Raw genomic sequence first — 21,476 nt, 5'->3', positions numbered from 1 at the left:
CCTCTGCCACCGCGAAACGCTTCGTTTCGAGCTTGCTGTTTCGAACTGTGTGCGCAAGCTCGCGCCTCAGACGGCAACCAGACGCACACTGCCACCCTCACCAATGCCCAGGGCGTCGGCCGCATCGCGCCCCAGGCTGACCGGTTTGCCGGGCACCCAGTCGAGCTCCAGCAACACTGCGCGGTAGTCCTGCAACTGGCCGTTGCATACCAGGTACGGGCGCCCGCCCTTGACCGGGGCATCTTCAAGCTTGACCGGCACCACACGGCTCTGGGCAATCGAGCGAATGCCCGAAGCCCGCGCATGCAAGGTCGGCCCGCCGTCGAAGATGTCGATGTAGTGCTCGGTCTCGAAACCTTCACGCATCAGGATGTCGAAGGTGATCTGCGCCCGCGGATGAACCTGGCCCATGGCTTCCTGGGCTTCGTCGGGCAGCAGCGGCACATAGATCGGGTAGTGCGGCATCAGCTCGGCCAGGAACGTGCGGCTCTTCAACCCGCACAGGCGCTCGGCGTCGGCGTAGTTGAGGTCGAAGAAATTGCGGCCTATGGCATCCCAGAATGGCGATTCGCCCTGATCATCGCTGTAGCCAACGATCTCGGTTACCACCGAGTCGGCGAAGCGCTCCGGGTGCGCGGCCATGAACAGCAGGCGGCCACGCGAGTTGAGCTCGGCCCAGCCACTGCCGACCAGTTCAGGCAAGACGTAGAAGCTGGTCAGCAGGCTGTTGCCGGTCAAGTCATGGCACAGCGACAGGACATGGATCTTGTTGTGGATCTTCAGCTCGCGCGAGGCGTGCACGAAGGTCTCGTTACGGAAACTGTAGAACGGCTCGGAGTAGCCGGCCGAGGCGACGATGGCCGAACAGCCGGCAAGCTTGCCGGTGACGCTGTCTTCGAGCACGAAGAAGTAGCTTTCTTCGCCATTGAAGCTGACCTCGGCGGCGAAGGAGGTTTCCGACGCGGCGATCTTGTCGCCCAGACGGGCAGAATCGTCCGGCAGCGAGGTGACACCAATGGGGCTGTCGGCAGCCATGCGCTGCACTTCGTTCAGGTCAGCCATTTGCGCGGGGCGCATCACCAGCATGGTGTCACTCCTTTGGTAAAGCGGGCCGCTTACGGCGGCACGAAAAAACGGCGGGCGCGCGATTGACACTGCAAGCACGCGCCCGCGCTGGAATTCAGGTATCGCCGGCCCCTTCAGGGCCGACGACAGGACCGCAGGCGAATCAGCCCTGGGTCAGTGTGGCCACGGCGCGCTCGAAGCGGTCCAGGCCTTCATCGATGTCGGCATCTTCAACCACCAGGCTAGGCGCGAAACGCACCACGTCCGGGCCGGCTTGCAGCACCATCACCCCTTCTTTCTCGGCGGCGTTGAGCACGTCCTTGGCCTTGCCCTGCCAGGCGTCGGTCAACACGCAACCGATCAGCAGGCCAACGCCACGCACCTGGGTGAACAGGCTGTACTTCTGCCCGATCTGCTCCAGACGAGCCTTGAAGCGCTCATGCTTGGCCTTGATGCCGGCCAGGGTTTGCGGGGTGTTGATCACGTCCAGCACGGCGCAGGCAACGGCGCAGCCCAGCGGGTTGCCACCATAAGTGGTGCCGTGGGTGCCGACAGCCAGGTGCTTGGCCAACTCGGTGGTGGTCAGCATGGCGCCGATCGGGAAACCGCCGCCCAGGCTCTTGGCGCTGGTCAGGATGTCGGGGGTCACACCGTAGTGTTGATAGGCATATAGCGAACCAGTACGGCCGACGCCGGTCTGCACTTCGTCGAAGATCAGCAGTGCATTGTGCTCATCGCACAGCGTGCGTGCGCCTTCCAGGTAAGCCTTGTCGGCCGGGACCACACCGCTCTCGCCCTGGATCGGCTCGATCACCACGGCGCAGGTCTTGTCGGAAATCTGTGCCTTGAGCGCTTCCAGGTCGTTGTACGGCACATGGCTGATGCCGGTGATCTTCGGCCCGAAGCCGTCGGAATACTTTGGCTGGCCGCCAACGCTGACGGTGAACAGGGTGCGGCCGTGGAAGCTGTTCACGGTGGCGATGATTTCGTGCTTTTCAGGGCCGAAACGGTCATGGGCAACGCGACGGGCCAGCTTGAAGGCGGCCTCGTTGGCTTCGGCACCGGAGTTGCAGAAGAAGGCTCGGTCGGCAAAGGTCGCGTCCACCAGTTTGTGGGCCAGGCGCAGCGCCGGCTCGTTGGTGAAGACGTTGGATACGTGCCAGAGGGTGTTGGCCTGCTCGGTCAGCGCCTTGACCAGGGCCGGATGGCAGTGACCCAGGGCGTTGACGGCGATACCGCCAGCGAAGTCGATCAGCTCGCGACCCGACTGGTCCCAGACTCGGGAACCCTCGCCTCGCACAGGAATGAAGGCCGCCGGCGAATAGTTGGGGACCATGACCTGGTCGAAATCGGCACGTTGCACCGGGGCTTGCTCAACGGACATCTGAGTCTCCTGAAGAGGAACGCTGGCCTGGAAGTGGCGAGCGATGGGGGGATTGTAAGGACTGATGGGCGCCTGTCCTTGCGGCCAAGCGACAACTTGTTACAGCGCAAAACCCTGTTTTACCCAGGCTTTCGGCAATGCGACAAACACTGTCGCAATCGCGCAGTGTAACGGGAGTGGGTGGCTGGGTGAACGGGTGTTCACACCGGGATTGGATGCTGCCGGCACCGACCCATTCGTGGGGCCTGCACCGTCAGACAAGCGTCAACCCTTCTCGGCAGGCGCCGAACTCAACTCGAACGGGCTGCTGTTACGCCGCTGATTGCGGTCTTCGCGCGGCGTCGCACCAAAGAAATTGCGGTACGCACTGGAAAAATGCGGCCCCGAGGAGAACCCGCACGACAAGCCGATCTGGATGATCGACTTGCTGGTCTGCATCAGCATTTGCCGCGCCTTGTTAAGCCGCAGCTCGAGGTAATACTGGCTGGGCACCCGGTTCAGGTACTGCTTGAAGATGCGCTCCAACTGCCGACGCGACACGCACACATGCTGGGCGATCTCGTCGGTGGTCAGCGGCTCTTCGATGTTGGCTTCCATCAGCAATACGGCCTGGGTCAGCTTGGGGTGGCTGGAGCCCAGGCGGTTCTGCAACGGAATACGCTGACGCTCGCCCCCCTCGCGGATACGCTCGACCACCAGCTCTTCAGACACCGCCCCGGCCAGCTCCGCACCATGATCACGGGCCAGCACGGCCAGCAACAGGTCAGTCACGGCCATGCCACCACAGGCGGTCAGGCGGTCACGGTCCCAGTCGAACAGGTGGCTGGTGGCGATGACCTTGGGGAAGCGCTCGGCAAAATCGTCCTGCCAGCGCCAGTGCACCGCCGCACGATACCCGTCGAGCAGGCCAAGCTGGGCCAGCGGATACACACCGGCAGACAAGCCACCGATCATGCAACCACTTCGCGCCAGCTGCTTGAGCGCGGTCGACAGCACCGATCCGACGGCCTGCGGTGGCTCGTCGGCCAGCAACAAGAGCTTCTGACAGCCCTCCAGGCGGCCATTCCACGGCTCGCCCGGCAGGCGCCAGGCACCTTCGACAGCAGGCTCGGCCTGAAGAAAGGCTAATTCGTAGACCACATCCGGATGCACGCGTTGGGCCACCTGCAACACTTCCTCGGCCAGCGCCAGGGTCAAGGGCTTGGTGCTGGGCCAGATGAGAAAACCGATTCGCTGGGTGGTCATAGGGTGCGGTCCGAAACCTGGGGTCGTTCGAGTCTGTGGCGCAGGGTCAGGCTGCGCTCGCTGCGCAGCATGCCCTATTCTGGTGCAAAGATGCAGCGTTCTTTACTTGAGGCTGCCGGAGAGGAACTGCTTAAGCCGCTCCGATTGCGGGTTGGCCAGCACCTCGCGCGGGCAACCGGTCTCTTCCACCAGGCCCTTGTGCAGGAACACCAACTGGTTCGACACCTCGCGGGCAAAGCCCATCTCGTGGGTCACCACCACCATGGTCCGGCCTTCCTGGGCCAGCGCCTGCATGACCTTGAGCACATCACCCACCAGCTCGGGGTCGAGCGCCGAGGTCGGTTCGTCGAACAGCATCACCTCAGGCTCCACGGCCAGGGCACGGGCAATCGCCACGCGCTGCTGCTCGCCACCGGACATGTGCCCCGGGAAGGCATCCTTGCGGTGGGCGACACCGACCTTGGCCAGGTAGTGCTCGGCCTTTTCCAGGGCCTCTTTCTTGTTCATCCCGAGCACGTGCACGGGGGCCTCGATGACGTTTTCCAGCGCGGTCATGTGCGACCACAGGTTGAAATGCTGAAACACCATCGACAGGCGCGAGCGCATGCGCTGCAACTGACGCGGGTCGGCCGCCTTGAGCGCACCATCCTTGCCGGCGACCAGCTTCAACTCTTCGTTGTTGAGCAGGATCTTGCCGGCGTGGGGCTGCTCCAGCAGGTTGATGCAGCGCAGGAAGGTCGACTTGCCCGAACCGCTGGAGCCGATGATGCTGATCACATCGCCGGCCTTGGCCGCCAGGGACACACCCTTGAGCACTTCATGGCTGCCGTAGCGCTTGTGCAGGTCTTGGACTTCGAGTTTGTACATGCTGTCGATTCTCACAGAGCGGTCAGTGCTTGCGCGGCGCCAGGTAGCCGAGCCAGCGGCGTTCGGCCATCTTGAACAGGCGCACCAGGATGAAGGTCAGGCACAGGTAGAACACGCCCGCCGTGATGTAGGCCTCGAAAGGCAGGTAGTACTGGGCATTGACCGTGCGCGCCGCGCCAGTGATGTCGATCAGGGTAACGATCGAGGCAAGGCTGGTGGTCTGCAGCATCATGATCACTTCGTTGCTGTACTGCGGCAGCGCCCGACGCAAGGCCGACGGCAGCAGGATGCGCCGGTACATCTTCATGCGCGACATGCCCATGGCCTTGGCCGCCTCGATCTCGCCATGGGGCGTGGCCTTGAGGCTGCCGGCGATGATCTCCGCGGTGTAGGCACTGGTGTTGACGGCAAAGGCCAGGCAGGCGCAGAAGGTGGCACTGGACAGCATTGGCCAGAAGATACTCGCGCGCACCGCTTCGAACTGGGCCAGGCCGTAGTAGATCAGAAACAGCTGCACCAGCATCGGCGTGCCGCGAATCACATAGGTGTACAGCCAGGCACTGAGGTTGACCAGCGGCTGCTTGGACACCCGCATCAAGCCCAGCGGAACTGCTGCGAGCAGGCCGAAGAACAGTGACAGCGCCAGCAGCTTGAGGGTGGTCAGCAGCCCGCCGAGGTACAGCGGCATGGCCTCCCACACCACGTTGTAGTCGAAGATCATAGTTCAACCACCTTGACGCCCACCGAGTAGCGTTTTTCAAGATACTTCAAGGCCAGCAGCGAGACACTGGTCAATACCAGGTACATGGCCGCCACCGCCAGAAAGAAAGTGAAGGGTTCGCGGGTGGCGTCAGCCGCCTGCTTGGCTTTGAACATCATGTCCTGCAGGCCGACCACCGAGATCAGCGCCGTGGCCTTGGTCAGCACCAGCCAATTGTTGGTGAAGCCCGGAATGGCCAGGCGGATCATCTGTGGCACCTGGATGCGGAAGAACACCTGAAGGTTGCTCATGCCATAGGCCACGCCGGCTTCGGCCTGGCCCTTGGGGATGCCGAGGAAGGCACCGCGGAAGGTTTCCGACAGGTACGCGCCAAAGATGAAGCCCAAGGTGCCGATGCCCGCAGCCAGCGGGTTCAGGTCGATGTAGTCTTCGTAGCCAAACAGCGGCGCTACCCGGTTGATGATGTCCTGCCCGCCGTAGAAGATCAGCAGGATCAGTACCAAATCCGGAATACCACGGATCACCGTGGCATACATATCGCCCAACCAGGCCAGCCAGCGCACCGGCGACAAGCGCAGCGCCACGCCAATCAGGCCGAGCACGATGGCCAGGGCCATCGACGACAGGGCGAGCTGCAGCGTCAGCCACGCCCCGTCGAGGATGACTGCCCCGTAGCCTTTCAACATGATGAGGTCCTCGACCTAAAGAATGAAAAATGGTGCAAACCTCAGAGCCTCTGCTGTTTGCACCATTGCACAGGTGAAACCCGACGTCTTACTTCGAGTCTGGACCGTAGATGTCGAAATTGAAGTACTTGGCTTCGATTTGTTTGTACTTGCCGTTGGCGCGGATCGCGTCGATGGCCGCATTGATGCGGTCGACGTTGGCCTTGTCACCCTTACGCACGGCAATGCCGATGCCGTCACCGAAGTACTTGGCGTCGGTGAAGGCCGGGCCTACGAAGGCGAAGCCCTTGCCGGCGTCGGTCTTGAGGAAGCCGTCTTCCAGCAGGGTGGCGTCAGCCACGGTGCCATCGAGGCGGCCGGCAGCCACATCCAGGTAGATTTCGTTCTGGGTGCCGTAAGGAACCACAGTGGCACCTTTGGCGCCCAGCACTTCCTTGGCGAAGCGGTCATGGATCGAGCCGCGCTGCACGCCGATCTTCTTGCCCTGCAGTTCGCCCAGGCTGTCGCTGACGGTGGTGCCTTCCTTCATCACCAGGCGTGCTGGGGTCAGGTAGTAGCGGTTGGTGAAGTCGACCGACTTCTTGCGGTCTTCGGTAATCGACATGGACGACAGAATCGCGTCGATCTTGCGCACCTTCAGTGCCGGAATCAGGCCGTCGAACTCTTGCTCGACCCAGGTGCACTTGGCTTTCATCTCTTCACACAGGGCATTGCCGATGTCGTAGTCGAAACCGGCAATGCTGCCGTCGGGCTGCTTGAAGGCAAAGGGTGGGTAGGCGGCTTCGATACCGATTTTCAATGGTTTTTCATCGGCCTGCGACACCAGGGAAAACACGGACAGCGCCAGGGCGCCAAGCAGTGCGAGCTTCTTCATCAGGTAACTCCATCGGTACGGGGCAATACAAGGCAGGTAACGGCTGCCCGATATGCGAATGGGTACAACGCGAGCCGCGCAGGGTCGGTCGGAGACCACGAGCGAGTGAGTGGCATTTTAACGACAGCCCGGTAGTCGATATTTCTTCAAAGCGACAACTACTTACAGAAGCGCTTGAAACCGCTGCGGGCGATGTTGACAGCCATTGCAAGATATGCAAGAGCGCAAGAATTAGAACCCATTGAACTAGCAAATACTGGGCCTATTATTGGCAAAGCCTTGTGTCACGGCAAGCGCAGCGTGCCACCCAGGCAAAAATGCCTGCAAAAACGCACCGAAAGTGGGCCAAGTTGTTTCCTCGTGCCCCGTTTGCGAACACCCACGGTGACAGAAGAGTTACCGATGAATGTCGGGTAACAGTAAAGCAAAAACCCCGCCGGTTGCCCGAGCGGGGTTTTTATCAGAGCCTGGGAGGGGCGTGCTACAACCCCCTGCGCATCACGCCGAAGCCAGGTTCATCGCTTTGTGCGTGTCGATCAGGTGCTGCACCACACCCGGGTCGGCGAGGGTCGAGATATCCCCCAATGAGCCGTACTCCGCCGTGGCGATCTTGCGCAGGATACGCCGCATGATCTTGCCCGAGCGGGTCTTCGGCAGCCCAGGCGCCCACTGGATAACGTCCGGCGAAGCAATCGGCCCGATCTCTTTGCGCACCCAGTTTTTCAGCTCCAGGCGCAGTTGCTCGCTGGGTTCCACGCCGGCATTGAGGGTGACATAGACATAGATGCCCTGCCCCTTGATGTCGTGCGGCACACCCACCACGGCCGCCTCGGCAACCTTGGCGTGGGCAACCATGGCACTTTCGATTTCGGCAGTGCCCATGCGGTGGCCGGACACGTTGAGCACGTCATCCACACGGCCGGTGATCCAGTAGTAACCATCCTCGTCGCGGCGTGCGCCGTCACCGGTGAAGTACATGCCACGGAAAGTCTTGAAGTAGGTGTCGACGAAACGGTCGTGATCGCCATACAGCGAACGCGACTGGCCCGGCCAGGAGTCGAGGATCACCAGGTTGCCTTCGGCGGCGCCATCGATCAGGTTGCCCAGGTTGTCCACCAGCGCCGGCACCACCCCAAAGAACGGACGGGTAGCCGAACCCGGCTTGAGGCCGGTGGCGCCTGGCAACGGGCTGATCAGGATGCCGCCGGTTTCGGTCTGCCACCAGGTATCGACGATTGGGCAACGCTCTTTGCCGACGGCCTTGTAGTACCAGTTCCATGCCTCAGGGTTGATCGGCTCGCCGACCGAACCCAGCAGGCGCAGGCTGGAACCATCGGCGCCGTCAACGGCCGCCTGCCCTTCGGCCATCATGGCGCGAATCGCGGTAGGCGCGGTGTAGAGGATGTTGACCTTGTGCTTGTCGATGATTTTCGACACCCGGGTGATGTCCGGGTAGTTCGGCACGCCCTCGAACAGCAAGGTGGTGGCGCCGTTGGCCAGCGGGCCGTAGACGATGTAACTGTGGCCGGTGACCCAGCCCACGTCTGCGGTGCACCAGTAGACCTCACCCGGGCGGTAGTCGAACACGCGTTCATGGGTCAGCGCCGCGTACACCAGGTAACCCCCCGTGGTGTGCAGCACGCCCTTGGGCTTGCCGGTGGAGCCGGAGGTATAAAGGATGAACAGTGCTTCCTCGGCACCCATTTCTTTCGGCGCGCAATGGCTGGAAGCCACTTTCATCAGGTCTTCGTACCAGATGTCGCGGTGCTGGTGCCAGGCAATCTCGCCACCGGTGCGCTTGCACACGATGATCTTCTGCACGCTGTTGGTTTCAGGGTTGGTCAGGGCCAGGTCGACGTTGCCCTTGAGCGGGGTACGACGGCCGCCGCGCAAGCCTTCGTCGGCGGTGATCACCACCTTGGACTTGCAGTCGATGATTCGGCCGGCCAGCGCCTCGGGGGAGAAGCCGCCGAATACCACCGAGTGGATTGCACCGATGCGGGCACAGGCCAGCATGGCGACCACGGCCTCGGGGATCATCGGCATGTAGATGGTCACCACGTCGCCGCGGTGCACATCCTGGCCACGCAAGGCGTTGGCAAACTTGCAGACCTGCTCGTGGAGCTCGCGGTAGGTGATGTTGCGGTGCTCGGAAGGGTCGTCGCCCTCCCAGATGATCGCCAACTGGTCGCCACGCTCTTCAAGGTGACGGTCCAGGCAGTTGGAGGAAACGTTCAGAGTGCCATCGGCAAACCACTTGATATCGACATGGTGGTCATCGAAGGAGGTCTGCTTGACCTTGGTAAACGGCTTGATCCAGTCCAGACGCTGGGCCTGCTCACGCCAGAAGCCGTCCGGGTTGATCACCGATTGCTGGTACATGGCCTTGTAGGTGGCCTCGTCGGTCAGGGTAGTGGCCGCAACCTCGGGACGAACGGGATACAGTGGAGCCGCACTCATCTGTGTTACCTCGGTGTAATAGTTGTTTTTGTATGGAACCGTTTGTAACTGTACCAGAGCGACAAAAGCCATTCGACGTTGGTAGTAAAGCGGCCGAATTTGGTACTGACGTACGAGCAGAGCGCTCTAGCTCGCGGCTCGTAGCCCTGGCCCGAAAAAATCAGGGTGTTTTTTGGGTGATTGTTACAGATTCTGTCAAAACACTTTATCAAAAGGCCTACTGTTTCAGCGCAAGCCGCCCCCCTAAAATTCATCTCGCCAACAACGGCAAGGCGATTAACTTCTGGTAACAGCCCCCACGAAGGCAAGCGTTAATCCCCCTCTACTTCGATAGTTAAAACCCGCAGCACGTGCGGCGTTACAAACGCCGCGCACCCCCTCACGACCTTAGACAGGTAAATAGAAAATGAAAGCTTTACTGGTATTGGTACTTGGCAGTCTTTGCGGCGCGGCAATGGCCGGCGAAGCAAACGATGCCGAGCAGATTCCGGTTGAACAGTACAGTTATTCGCAGCACCTGGACATTGCCCGCGTCATCTCCATGAGCGAAGTGCCCAACGTCTGTGAAGTCGTGCCCGCCCGCATGACCTATGAGGACTCCAAGGGCCAGACGCACATTCTTGAATACCGCGTGATGGGGAATGGCTGCTCTAACGGCTAACCCTTGAGATCAGGGCCCCGCTGGGGCCCTTCGCAGGCAAACCCGCTGCCACACGCCATTCAAACTTACATCGACGACTATTATTCTGGCGTCTTGCCCAGCGAATAATCGCGCAACTTGTTGGCAATGGTCGTGTGCGAAACACCCAATCGTTTGCCCAATGCGCGGCTACTTGTAAATTCCCCCATCAAACTTTCCAGTACGGCCTTTTCAAAGCGCCCGACAATCTGCGAAAGATCCCCTTCCAGGGAAAATTCCCCCAGCGGTTGACGCACGCCATAGTCGGGCAAACGAATATGCTCGCTTTTAACCACGCCGCCTTCACATAACGAAACCGCCTGGAACAATACGTTTTCCAGTTGCCGCACATTACCGGGCCAGTGGTACTGGCTGAGTTTATCCATTGCTGCCGGCAGCAGGCGCGGCAACGCGCAGCCAATTTGTCGGCTGGCCTGATCGAGAAAGTGCTGCACCAGCCCCTCCAGCCCATCCATGCACTCACGCAAGGGCGGGATGTGCAAAGACAACACATTGAGGCGGTGATACAGGTCCTGGCGGAACTCGCCGCGTGCGCACAACTCGGACAAGTCCACCTGGGTCGCGCAGATGACCCGCACATCCAGGTACACCTCTTCATCACTGCCTACCCGGCGAAAGCAACCGTCCTGCAGAAAACGCAGCAGCTTCACCTGCAGCCGCGGGCTCATCTCCCCGACCCCATCGAGAAACAGCGTACCGCCCGCCGTCAGCTCCAGCAGCCCCAGCTTGCCTTCGGCCCGCGCCCCTTCGAAGGCACCCGGGCCGTAGCCGAACAGCTCGGTCTCGGCCATCGACTCGGGCAACCCCGCGCAATTGAGCGCCATCAGCGGCGACTGCCCACGCGGGCTGGCCAGATGGCAGGCGCGCGCCAGCAGCTCTTTGCCGGTGCCCGTCTCGCCTTCGATCAGCAAGGGTGCATCCAGTGGCGCCATGCGCCGCGCCTCACGCACCACCGCCGCCATCACCCGCGAGCTCTGGAAGATACTGTCAAAGCCGCGCAACTCCTGCTTGCGCACGTTATAGATGCGCTCACCGATACGGTCGGCGCGGTGCAAAGTCAGCACCGCGCCGGCCAGCGCCTCGCTGTCGTCATGCTCGGATTGCAACGGCGCGATATCGGCGAGAAACACGTCGCCCTTGACCTTGACCCGCAAGCCGTTGATGCGCGACTTGTTGGCCCGCACCAGTTCGGGCAGGTCGAAGTCTTCGACATAACGCGCCAGCGGCATACCCGGCACCTCGTCGACCCGCACCCCGAGCAATTGCGCCGCCGTGCGGTTGGCGGCAACGATGCTGCCGCCCATGTCGATCGACAGCACAGGGAAGTCCAATGCGCCCAGTAATGCATTCAGCTCCATGTGCCGACGCTCACTGGGCATCAAACCCACGCGCTTGACGCCGAACACTCCGGCAATGGCCTCGAATTTCGGCCGCAGGGCCTGGAACTGCAGGTTGATCAGGTTCGGGCAGTGCAGGTAGATGGCATTGCCATGATCACCCCCCACCTCGCCGCGCAACACGTTGATGCCGTACTCCACCAACAGGTTGAGGATGTCGCGAAGGATGCCGATGCGGTTCTGGCAATGCACTTTGATACGCATGAGAGCTCTCTAAGCGCCGATGTTTTTCACCTGGGCGCGGAAAATTCGTAAAGATAAGCTGACAAAAACAGGCAAACCATCAGCGCTATGCCCCGGATTTTCCGTCACCCGCGTGTTTTTGTAAAATTTTCGTTACGAATAGCCGCCAACCCATCACCTGACAGAAGCACCTGCCCCCGTGCAAATTGCCGGATGAGGGGATATTCCTAGGGTAAGCACATAACAAGAAAAGCCCTCACCAGGAGAGCCACATGAAACAGACGCAATACGTGGCACGCGAGCCCGATGCGCATGGTTTTATCGACTACCCGCAGCAAGAGCATGCGGTGTGGAATACGCTGATCACCCGTCAGCTGAAAGTCATCGAAGGCCGTGCGTGCCAGGAATACCTGGACGGCATCGACCAGCTCAAGCTGCCCCACGACCGCATCCCGCAACTGGGCGAGGTCAACAAGGTGCTGGGCGCCACCACTGGCTGGCAGGTCGCCCGCGTACCGGCACTGATCCCCTTCCAGACCTTCTTCGAATTGCTGGCCAGCAAGCGCTTCCCGGTTGCCACGTTCATCCGCACCCCGCAAGAACTGGACTACCTTCAGGAACCGGACATCTTCCACGAGATCTTCGGCCACTGCCCGCTGCTGACCAACCCTTGGTTCGCCGAGTTCACCCACACCTATGGCAAACTCGGCCTGGCCGCAACCAAAGAGCAGCGCGTGTACCTGGCGCGCCTGTACTGGATGACCATCGAGTTCGGCCTGATGGAGACCCCGCAAGGTCAGAAGATCTATGGCGGCGGCATCCTTTCCTCGCCGAAAGAAACGGTCTACAGCCTGTCGAACGAACCGGAACACCAGGCGTTCGACCCGATCGAAGCGATGCGCACGCCGTACCGCATCGACATCCTGCAGCCGCTGTATTTCGTCTTGCCCAACCTCAAGCGGCTGTTCGACCTGGCCCATGAAGACATCATGGGCATGGTTCAGCAGGCCATGCAGCTTGGCCTGCACGCCCCCAAGTTTCCACCCAAGGTTGCTGCCTGAAGCCACCCTGATAACAACTCGAACTGGAAAAGTAATCATGAATGCCTTGAACCAAGCCCATTGCGAAGCCTGCCGCGCCGATGCACCGAAAGTCAGCGACGAGGAACTGGCGGAGCTGATTCGCGAAATCCCGGACTGGAACATCGAAGTGCGCGACGGCCACATGGAGCTGGAGCGCGTGTTCAAGTTCAAGAACTTCAAGCATGCCCTGGACTTCACCAACGCCGTGGGTGAAATCGCTGAAGCAGAAGGCCATCACCCTGGCCTGCTGACCGAGTGGGGCAAGGTCACCGTGACCTGGTGGAGCCACTCGATCAAGGGCCTGCACCGCAACGACTTCATCATGTGCGCGCGTACCGACAAGGTTGCCGAGTCGGCTGAAGGCCGCAAATAACACCTGAAGACGGGGCCGCTGTGCCCCCCCTATACGGCGTTCCGGCGCGAAGGGGGGCACAGCGGCCCCGTTTTTTTGTAAGACAAATGTCCGTTATTCGCCCGTAAACCCGACAAGCGAACGGGAAAAAGTTCAAACTGTCATCCAGACTGCTGTATCCTGCCCCAGCTTTCCGAAGCCCCAAACGCGCCTGGCGCAGCCTTTTCACTCACACTTGCGAGGAACGACGAGATGCATGAAATCCCGAATCTTCCCTTCCCAAGCCTGAACCCAGAAGAGCAAACCGTTTCCGTCCACGCCGAGCCGACGCCTGCCGTCGACCAGGATGGTGACGATCAATCCAGCGCTGATCAGGAATAAACCGCGCATCACAACTGTGTGAAAACGGCTGACCTGCGGGCCACCGCCGTCAACACGTTTTCACACCGTTCAGCCTCAGGCAGTAGCCTGCTACCCCCCGCTCACCTGCCAGGCTATGCATCGTTGCGGCTCCCTTACCGGAGATTGCACCATGCATTCACCCTCCTCCGCTCCCGACGAGTACCGCCGCCGCATCGATGCGATCACAGCCCAGGACATCCTGCTGGCGAATGATACGTCCGGCCCCCTCGACCTGAAGACTTCGCTGAGCCTGCACTTTGACCGGGCATTCGACTTCGACGACCTGTTTCCGCGTCAGCTCCAGGACCATGAGTTGCGCGAGGCCCTGAACCAGGCATTTGCCAGCCCGGCAGCCACGAGCCACCTCAACGCCTTTTTCAAGCGCCCGCCGGCGACACCCTTGGCCACCGGCGAGTGTGCCTATTTCTTCAGAACCTTGGTGGCAAGGGCACTTCCCGACGACCTTACTGGCCCATCGGGAGCCGCTGCCTATCACGCCTGCAGCCTGGCCCAGACGCTGTGGGCCAGGCACCTGTGTCACAAGCGCCGTGACGCCTTCATCATGGCGGCCCTGCTGCTTCACCACGACCTGCCCGACGAAGCCCCGCCGCCCCTGGTGCCAGCAACGGCAGTGGAACTTGCGCACGCCCTGGACCTCGATGCCCTGTCACACCACCTGCTGGCCGTACCGACAGGCAGCAACCCAGCCGAGCACCTGTTCGCGACACTTGAGGCAGACGTCTACTACCAGGGGCTGCGCTATCGCCCCCCGACCCTGCGCGAACGCGAAGCCGGCCATGAGCCCAATCAGTACGGCAAAGTCGCCTTGCCGGGCGCAGCGCTGAGTGCCCCCGTCGCCCAGGTACTGGATGCGTTGTTGCACGCCCAGGCTTTCCGTAACTGGGCCGCTCGCCTGACACAAGCCCTGCAGTTGCCAGAGGACATCAACAGCCGTGACCTTGCCGAACAGGCCCTGATCGATTGGCTTTACCCACCGCATGAACGACGTGCCGGCTATGTATTGGACTTCGAACTGTTCAACCCACTGAACCAGTGGCTACCGTATGCCGACATACGCCTGGACCTGACCAACAGCGTACAGGCCAGCCTCGGCTGCCGCCCCGCCGTTGCCGAACTGGCTGCCGAGTTACTGCTGCGCCACTTCGCCCCCGAACTGCTGCTCGACGACACCCCCACAGCGATACCTTATCGACCCGACCTGAACTGGGCCATTCTGCGCCAAGGGGTCATGCTGCTGCGCGACCTGCAGCGCCCGCTGAGTCATGAACAGGCAGAGCAGATACTCAGCCAGACCGTCGAAGACTCCGCTGGCAGCAGTGAAGCCCTGCGCGACACGCTCGCCCATTGGGGGCCGCTGCAGGGCCACATCGAGTACATGCCGCCCTGGTCGGCCCAGCAATGGCGCACGGTCTACGATCACTACCTGATTGCCTGGGATGTGGCGCAATTGCAGCAGCGCCCAGACCGCATGGCCGAAGCGTGCAGGTTGCTGGAGGCAGCCAGCATCGACCCGGCCGGGCGCAACGTCGATGGCCAGCTTCACCTCGAGGCGTATGTCGATCAACAAACCCGCTACAGCGCGAAAGGCCTGCCAGACGTCACCCAATGGTTCGAAGAGGCATTCGACCACTGGCTGGCATCGGCCCAAGTACTCCATGAAGGCCTGATGCAACGGCTCCTCAGGCATCTGCCGGAAGCTTATCTGCAGGCACTGCGCGAAGGCCCCTGGACCTGTTACGCCGCGACCTGGCCACGTTATCGGCAACCTGGCCCGGTCCCGCCCTATGGTGACAGCCCCGAGGAACACTGGCAGCAAGAGGTAGGCACACTGGGCATGCTGGTTTTGTTGCAAGGTGAACACGACCACACGTTACTGGAACTGTTCCCGCAGCGCTTGACATGGCACGAGCGCGCCATCCCCTTGGCTGCCGCCCACCGCTTCTCGGACATTGTGACACTGCCCTATCAGGCCTATAACGAAGCGCCCCCTACCTGGGATGTCGCCACGTTCCATTCCAGCCTGAGCACCATCATCCAAGCGCCGGCGCAGCACAGACTGGAGGCTCTGACCAAAGCCTACGTCCAATACGTCGGGCTAGGCAACAGCGCAGCGTTGCATGCCGTCAGCAAAGGCGCCACGCTTCACGAGGCATTCCTTGCCGAGAGGCGCAAAGTCAGCAACTGGGGTTACTTCTGGAACCTGATCAAACGCACCGTGCCAGGGGCAACCTGCTTCGACGTACAGAACGGGCAGGATGCAGCGAGTTGCATACTGGACGTAGTGGCAGGCGCAGGTACGGCAACCAGTGCGCTCCGCCGCGCAGCAAACCCACTGGCGCGCCTGTCCGCTGCCAACAGCCAAGCCGCTCGGGCAATGCGCCTAGGGCTGGTCAAATCAGCCCGACGCTGGTCCGAGTTATCCGAATTGCCGCCTGCGGTCTATGCCCGAACCGTGGGGCCAAGGCGCTGGTACAGCCAGCCTGAACTGCCCACTCATGCAGCCTGGCCGAACAACTTCAGGCTCGATCAGCCGCCCCCGCCCGGCCTGACCCCTGGCCAGTTCATGCGCGACAGCCTGACACCGGCGGATGCACCTTTGGCGTGGCAAGGCCATCCCCGCCCCCTGTCGATTGCCAGGAGCGATGGCCAGGTGGATACGCTGATCAACGGCGCCGTATACCGCCATCACCCCGGCGAACTCAGCAATACACTGCGCCGGATCGACAACCAACCGCTGTCGCTCGCCCCGGCGCCGACCCTGCAGAACGCGCCATACCGCAACGAAGGCGACAGGCATATCGCCTTGAGCTTCTCCCCGGCCGCCAACGAAGCGCATACCCCCCTGTTCGGCCAGCAGGTAAGCCATGCTTTCCAGCATGTGCGTATCGAGCCTGCGCCCATACGCATGCACGGAGGCGACAGCCGGTTTGACGCCTGGACACAGGCCATGGTGCATGAGGGCAAGGTGGTGAACTACACCGGCCAGCCGTCCAAACCGCTCGCCCCGATAAAGGCACTGGAGGCTCGGGTTCGCCTGGGCATCATCACCCCCCCGGTTTACCACCGACGCATCACTGCCGACCCTTTGGCGGAATTCTGGTTTGGCTTGCCCGAAACGTTTTCAGCCGCCCAAGTGCAACTGATCGCCCGCGTCTGCCCACCGGTGCGCCTGGGCGGGCTGGCCAGAACCGTGCCCGACCGCCGCACGTTGAGGGCGGCAATCATCGAGTGGCAAGGCCGCGACTGGATGATCGTCGAGGCCGATGTCGGCGTCTTCTATGCAGCGCAGTGGGTGATATCGCCCTGGCAAGCGCGCCAGTTGAACGCGCTTGCAGCCGGTACATTGCGGCCAGGTGACCTGCCCACGCCACCCTCCAGCACGCGACAAACCCTGTCGCGGGTGCGCGACGAAAAGATGATCGAACGTTATCTGCAGGTCAGCGAAACCTACCGGATCGTCGCGACTCGCCCCAATCTGCAGCGTGACATCGACAACCTGACCGCCCTCCTGCGCGACTGGCTTGAACACAGCCGCGCCAGCCACCCGCCCGCATCCAGCTTGTTCCAGGAGCTACTCGACGCGGCGGAGGCGCGCATGCTGCCTGAGTACGCCAAGAACATTCTGACGGCTCCCGCTGCCCAGGATGCCCTTACCGGCGTCGCCAAGCTCAACCTGGCAGGTCTGAACCGGGAAATCATTCCCGCCTGGCGGCCACTGCGCCAAGCCGCGCTGACTGAGCAGGATCACGTAGCCCTCGTGCTCAACACCTTGCTGCCCGCCACCGGCACCGACGCGCCCTTCATGCCGATGAGCGTGGCCGAACTACTCAGCGAAGCTGGCGCGCTGCAACTTCGCCGACACTTGCCTGGTGCTAACCTGGCTTTCGCCACCGCGACACTGGAAGATGGCAGCCGCCGGGTCTACTTTTCGCTGTCCGGTGGCTGGAAAAACCGCAAGGTAGGCATACCAACACCGCCAGCCGAACCGCACACACGCGTGACCTACATCGATGCACGCGCGCGCATGGAGGGCCAGCTACCGTCCCCCCGCTTTACTGAGCTGCCCACATTGCGTCGCCCCGACCACTTCAATATCGTCGAGCATCATAGGCACCTGGACTCCGAACGCTTGATCGCCACAGTGCTCAACGACGACCTGCTCGCCGCGCCCGACAGCGTGCGCAGCATCGAAGTGTTCACCCTGTTCAGTGCCTGCCGCTCGTGTGGGGGCTATGTGATGCCACGCCTGCGCCTGGACTACGGCAGGGCATCCTTCAGTGTCAGCTGGCTGGTGGACTACAAGGAGTGACCGCACGCCGTGGGCAGGCTTGTTCATCAAAGACCTGCCCACAGGCCGGGCCAGGGTGGATATGATTACACCGTTCTCGCCCGTCTAGCCCAATGGATCTGCCATGCCCGCCAAATCCACGTCACACCTTGCGATCACCGCGCAGGTGGTGTCCATCGTCCTTTTCACGTTCATCGGCTACCTGAACATCGGCATCCCCCTGGCCGTCCTGCCGGGTTATGTGCATAACGACCTGGGCTTCAGCACCGTGATCGCCGGCCTGGTGATCAGTGTGCAGTACCTGGCCACGTTGCTCAGCCGCCCTACGGCCAGCCGCATCATCGATAACCTCGGCAGCAAGAAGGCAGTGATGTATGGCCTGGCCGGGTGCGGGCTCAGCGGCGTCTTCATGCTGGCCTGCGCCTTCCTCACCCACTTGCCCTGGCTGAGTTTGACCTGCCTGCTGGTCGGCCGCCTGGTGCTGGGCAGCGCCGAAAGCCTGGTGGGTTCTGGCGCGATTGGTTGGGGGATCGGCCGAGTTGGCGCCGAAAACACGGCCAAAGTGATTTCCTGGAACGGCATCGCCAGCTACGGCGCGCTGGCCATCGGCGCCCCACTGGGCGTGCTGATGGTCAAGAGCCTGGGGCTGTGGAGCATGGGTGCAAGCATCATCCTGTTGTGCGTGCTCGGCCTGCTGCTGGCCTGGCCGAAGCGCGCCGCGCCAGTGGTCAGCGGGGTGCGCCTGCCATTCCTGCGGGTGCTGGGCAAAGTGTTCCCGCATGGTTCGGGGCTGGCTCTGGGCTCGATCGGCTTTGGCACCATCGCCACTTTCATCACCCTGTACTACGCCAGCCGTGGCTGGGCGAATGCGGCACTGACCCTGAGCCTGTTCGGGGCCAGCTTCATCTGTGCGCGGCTGCTGTTCGGCAACCTGATCAATCGGCTGGGCGGCTTCAGGGTGGCGATCGCCTGCCTGGCGGTGGAGACGCTTGGCCTGCTGATGCTGTGGCTGGCGCCCAGCGCCGAGCTGGCATTGGCCGGGGCGGCGCTCAGTGGCTTTGGCTTCTCGCTGGTGTTTCCGGCGCTGGGGGTCGAGGCGGTGAACCAGGTGTCGGCGGCCAACCGCGGGGCGGCAGTAGGTGCGTATTCGCTGTTCATCGATTTGTCGCTGGGGATTACCGGGCCGTTGGTGGGCGCGGTGGCGGCGGGGTTCGGGTTTGCTTCGATGTTCCTGTTTGCGGCGGGGGCTTCGGGGTGCGGGCTGCTGTTGAGCCTGTACCTGTATCGGCAGGCGCGACATGGCCGCAAACAGGCCCAGGATGCTTGAGCTTGCAAGGCCTGGACTGCCCTCTTCGCGGTAACCCCGCGAAGAGGGGGTAACAGGCTTACCGCTGCGCGTACTGCAACACCACTTCCAGCGGATGACGCATCTGCCGCTCGGTCATGCGCTTGACCTGGCTGCGGCACGAGTAACCTGTCGCCAGCGCCTCGCCTTCCTTGTCCAGCTTGGTCGCCCAGGACTGCTCGAAGATGGTCCGCGAAGTCTCCTGGTTACGCGCTTCATGCCCGTAGGTGCCGGACATGCCGCAGCAACCGGTAGCCTCGGTCACCAGCTTCAGGCCCAGGCGTGCGAACACCTGCTCCCACTGCCGGGTACTGGCCGGTACGTTGGTTTTCTCGGTGCAGTGGGCCATCAAGCGGAAATTGCCGGGTGCGGTCGGCGCCTGCTCCGGCAGCACATCCATCAGCCACTCCTGCGGCAACAGCACGTTCGGGCAGCCTTCCAGGCCCGGCACCTTCTGGTACTCCTGGCGGTACACCAGGGTCATGGCCGGGTCCAGCCCCACCAGCGGCACGCCGCAATCGGCCAGGGCCTTGAGCTGGGTACCGTTGCGGATCGCCGCCTTGGCGAAGGCCCCAAGGAAGCCCTGCACATGCAAGGGCTTGCCGTTGGCACTGTATGGCGCCAGGAATACCCGGTGGCCCAAGCGGTGAGCCAGGTCGATGAAGGCAGCCAGCAGCGGCGTCTCGAAGTAACGGGTGAAGGCATCCTGCACCAGCACGATGCTGCGCTCACGCTGGGCCGGCGTCAGCTCGCGCAGGGCAGGCACGCTGGCCACGCCGACGCAGCAGCGGGTCAAGGTGGCCTGGAAGTTGAAACGGCTGATCAACGGGCTGTCGACCATGCCGACCTTGTCGGCCAGCAGCTTGCTGACCCACTTCGAGCCCATTACCGCGTTGTACAGCCCCGGCGCATGCGCCAGGTACGGGATGGTGAACTCCAGCGAGCCGATCAGGTAATCACGCAGCGGGCGCTGGTAGCGGCCGTGGTAGAGCTCGAGGAAACGCGAGCGGAAGTCCGGCACGTTGACCTTGATCGGGCATTGCCCCGCGCACGACTTGCACGCCAGGCAACCGGCCATGGCGTCGTAGACTTCGTGGGAGAAGTCTGCCTGCCCCTGGTCGCGCCCGCGGTTGTTGCGCAGCCGCGCCGGCAGGCCCTTGAGCCAGGACACCTTGTTGCGCGCTGCCGCCAGCACATCGATATCCGCTGCGCCCTGCAAGCGCAACCATTCACGCATCAACGAGGCACGGCCCTTGGGTGAGTGCTGACGCTCACGGGTGGCCTTCCACGACGGGCACATGGCGTCGTTGGGGTCGTAGTTGTAGCAGGCGCCGTTGCCGTTGCAGTGCACGGCGCTGCTGAAGTTCTGCCAGACGCGCTCGTCGATGGTGCGGTCGAGGTCACCGCGCAACGTCACGCCATCGACCTTGGTCAGGCCTTCGGCGCTGTCTGGCGGCGTGCAGATCTTGCCGGGGTTGAGCTGGTTGCGTGGGTCGAACGCCCCTTTGAGGCGCTGCAACGCCGGGTACAGTTCGCCAAAGTAATCGGGCACGTATTCCGAGCGCAGGCCCTTGCCGTGCTCACCCCAAAGCAGCCCGCCATAGCGCTGGGTCAGCGCCGCCACGGCATCGGAAATCGGCTTGACCAGTGCGGCCTGGGCCGGGTCTTTCATGTCAAGCGCCGGACGCACGTGCAGCACACCGGCATCCACGTGGCCGAACATGCCATAGGCCAGGCCATGGCCATCGAGCAGCGCGCGGAAGTCGGCAATGTAGTCGGCCAGTTGCTCTGGCGGTACTGCCGTGTCTTCGACGAACGGCTGCGGGCGCACCTCACCCTCGACGTTGCCAAGCAGGCCCACCGAGCGTTTGCGCATGGTGTAGACGCGGGTGACCGCCTCGGCGCCTTCGGCCAGGGTGTGCCCAAGGCGCTCGACGCTGGTGTCGCTTTGCAGGTGCTGGATGAACGCCTGTACCCGGGCATTGACCTCGTCAGGCTGATCGCCACAGAACTCCACCAGGTTGATACCCAGGGTCGGGCGCTCGGGGTCGGCCGGGAAATATTCGGCGACGCTGTGCCAGACGATGTCCTTCATCGCCAGCATCAGCACCTTGGAGTCGACGGTTTCGATCGACAAGGGTTTGTGCGCCATCAAGGCATTGGCGTCACGCAGGGCATCCATGAAGCTGGTGTAGCGGACGTTGACCAGTACCGCGTATTTCGGGATCGGCAGCACATTGAGCTTGGCTTCGACCACGTAACCCAGCGACCCTTCGGCACCGCACAGCACGCTGTTGAGGTTGAAGCGCCCCTGCTCGTCGCGCAGGTGCGCCAGGTCGTAACCGGTCAGGCAGCGGTTGAGCTTGGGGAAGGTGCTTTCGATCAGCTCGGCCTGGGTTTCCTG

The 21,476-nt window shown here is 62.3% G+C and carries 16 protein-coding genes; 6 read left to right on the top strand and 10 right to left on the bottom strand.

The annotated features are described in order from the left end of the window. Positions 1-66: 66 nt before the first annotated feature. The 8 genes from aruF to acs form a co-directional block, all read right to left on the bottom strand. A complete protein-coding gene (aruF, locus tag NP534_RS11725) occupies positions 67-1,086 on the bottom strand; it encodes an arginine/ornithine succinyltransferase subunit alpha (RefSeq protein WP_047583454.1) in 1,020 nt (339 codons plus the stop codon). Positions 1,087-1,228: 142 nt separating this feature from the next. Continuing rightward, complete coding sequence (locus NP534_RS11720; RefSeq protein WP_274098795.1) at positions 1,229-2,449, bottom strand: acetylornithine transaminase; 1,221 nt, start codon at positions 2,447-2,449, stop codon at positions 1,229-1,231. A gap of 264 nt (positions 2,450-2,713) precedes the next feature. Next, positions 2,714-3,694, bottom strand: a complete 981-nt coding sequence (gene argR, locus NP534_RS11715) for a transcriptional regulator ArgR (RefSeq protein WP_274098794.1) — start codon at positions 3,692-3,694, stop codon at positions 2,714-2,716. Positions 3,695-3,796: 102 nt separating this feature from the next. Then, on the bottom strand, positions 3,797-4,561 hold the full coding sequence (aotP, locus tag NP534_RS11710) for an arginine/ornithine transport ATP-binding protein AotP (protein ID WP_186657974.1): 765 nt from the start codon (positions 4,559-4,561) through the stop codon (positions 3,797-3,799). 22 nt (positions 4,562-4,583) lie between these two features. After that, a complete protein-coding gene (locus NP534_RS11705) occupies positions 4,584-5,282 on the bottom strand; it encodes an ABC transporter permease (protein ID WP_274098793.1) in 699 nt (232 codons plus the stop codon). Continuing rightward, the gene (locus tag NP534_RS11700) at positions 5,279-5,968 is read right to left on the bottom strand and encodes an ABC transporter permease (protein ID WP_033699572.1); all 690 of its coding nucleotides are present in this window, start codon (positions 5,966-5,968) and stop codon (positions 5,279-5,281) included. Before NP534_RS11700 ends, NP534_RS11705 begins: the two co-directional genes overlap by 4 nt. Positions 5,969-6,056: 88 nt before the next feature. Further along, complete coding sequence (locus NP534_RS11695; RefSeq protein WP_274098792.1) at positions 6,057-6,842, bottom strand: ABC transporter substrate-binding protein; 786 nt, start codon at positions 6,840-6,842, stop codon at positions 6,057-6,059. Positions 6,843-7,340: 498 nt separating this feature from the next. Continuing rightward, entirely contained in the window at positions 7,341-9,302 is a 1,962-nt protein-coding gene (gene acs, locus NP534_RS11690; RefSeq protein WP_033699574.1) for an acetate--CoA ligase, read from the bottom strand. 406 nt (positions 9,303-9,708) lie between these two features. Here acs and NP534_RS11685 point away from each other — a divergent pair, with 406 nt between their 5' ends. Continuing rightward, a complete protein-coding gene (locus NP534_RS11685; protein ID WP_033699576.1) occupies positions 9,709-9,963 on the top strand; it encodes a DUF2790 domain-containing protein in 255 nt (84 codons plus the stop codon). 80 nt (positions 9,964-10,043) lie between these two features. On the opposite strand, the gene NP534_RS11680 is transcribed toward NP534_RS11685, so the two are convergent. After that, a complete protein-coding gene (locus NP534_RS11680) occupies positions 10,044-11,603 on the bottom strand; it encodes a sigma-54-dependent phenylalanine hydroxylase transcriptional regulator PhhR (RefSeq protein ID WP_033699577.1) in 1,560 nt (519 codons plus the stop codon). Positions 11,604-11,854: 251 nt separating this feature from the next. Between NP534_RS11680 and phhA the strand changes: the two genes are divergently transcribed. The 5 genes from phhA (at position 11,855) to NP534_RS11655 (ending at position 19,054) form a co-directional block, all read left to right on the top strand. Then, positions 11,855-12,643, top strand: a complete 789-nt coding sequence (phhA, locus tag NP534_RS11675; protein WP_274098791.1) for a phenylalanine 4-monooxygenase — start codon at positions 11,855-11,857, stop codon at positions 12,641-12,643. A gap of 37 nt (positions 12,644-12,680) precedes the next feature. Further along, positions 12,681-13,037: a 4a-hydroxytetrahydrobiopterin dehydratase gene (locus NP534_RS11670; protein ID WP_274098790.1), complete on the top strand. Its 357-nt coding sequence runs from the start codon at positions 12,681-12,683 to the stop codon at positions 13,035-13,037. A 231-nt stretch (positions 13,038-13,268) separates the two neighbouring features. Next, the gene (locus NP534_RS11665; protein ID WP_077068497.1) at positions 13,269-13,397 is read left to right on the top strand and encodes a hypothetical protein; all 129 of its coding nucleotides are present in this window, start codon (positions 13,269-13,271) and stop codon (positions 13,395-13,397) included. 151 nt (positions 13,398-13,548) lie between these two features. Further along, on the top strand, positions 13,549-17,748 hold the full coding sequence (locus NP534_RS11660) for a deaminase domain-containing protein (protein ID WP_274098789.1): 4,200 nt from the start codon (positions 13,549-13,551) through the stop codon (positions 17,746-17,748). A gap of 103 nt (positions 17,749-17,851) precedes the next feature. Then, complete coding sequence (locus NP534_RS11655; RefSeq protein ID WP_274098788.1) at positions 17,852-19,054, top strand: MFS transporter; 1,203 nt, start codon at positions 17,852-17,854, stop codon at positions 19,052-19,054. A 58-nt stretch (positions 19,055-19,112) separates the two neighbouring features. On the opposite strand, the gene NP534_RS11650 is transcribed toward NP534_RS11655, so the two are convergent. Beyond that, a partial coding sequence (locus NP534_RS11650; protein ID WP_274098787.1) for an FAD-binding and (Fe-S)-binding domain-containing protein occupies positions 19,113-21,476 on the bottom strand: 2,364 nt, incomplete at its 5' end.

Origin of the sequence: Pseudomonas sp. 39004, assembly GCF_028682155.1 — a bacterium.
GTDB classification, from domain to species: Bacteria; Pseudomonadota; Gammaproteobacteria; order Pseudomonadales; family Pseudomonadaceae; genus Aquipseudomonas; species Aquipseudomonas capeferrum.
Note: the sequence above shows the minus strand (reverse complement) of the source record. Positions and strands in the feature narration are given on the sequence as shown.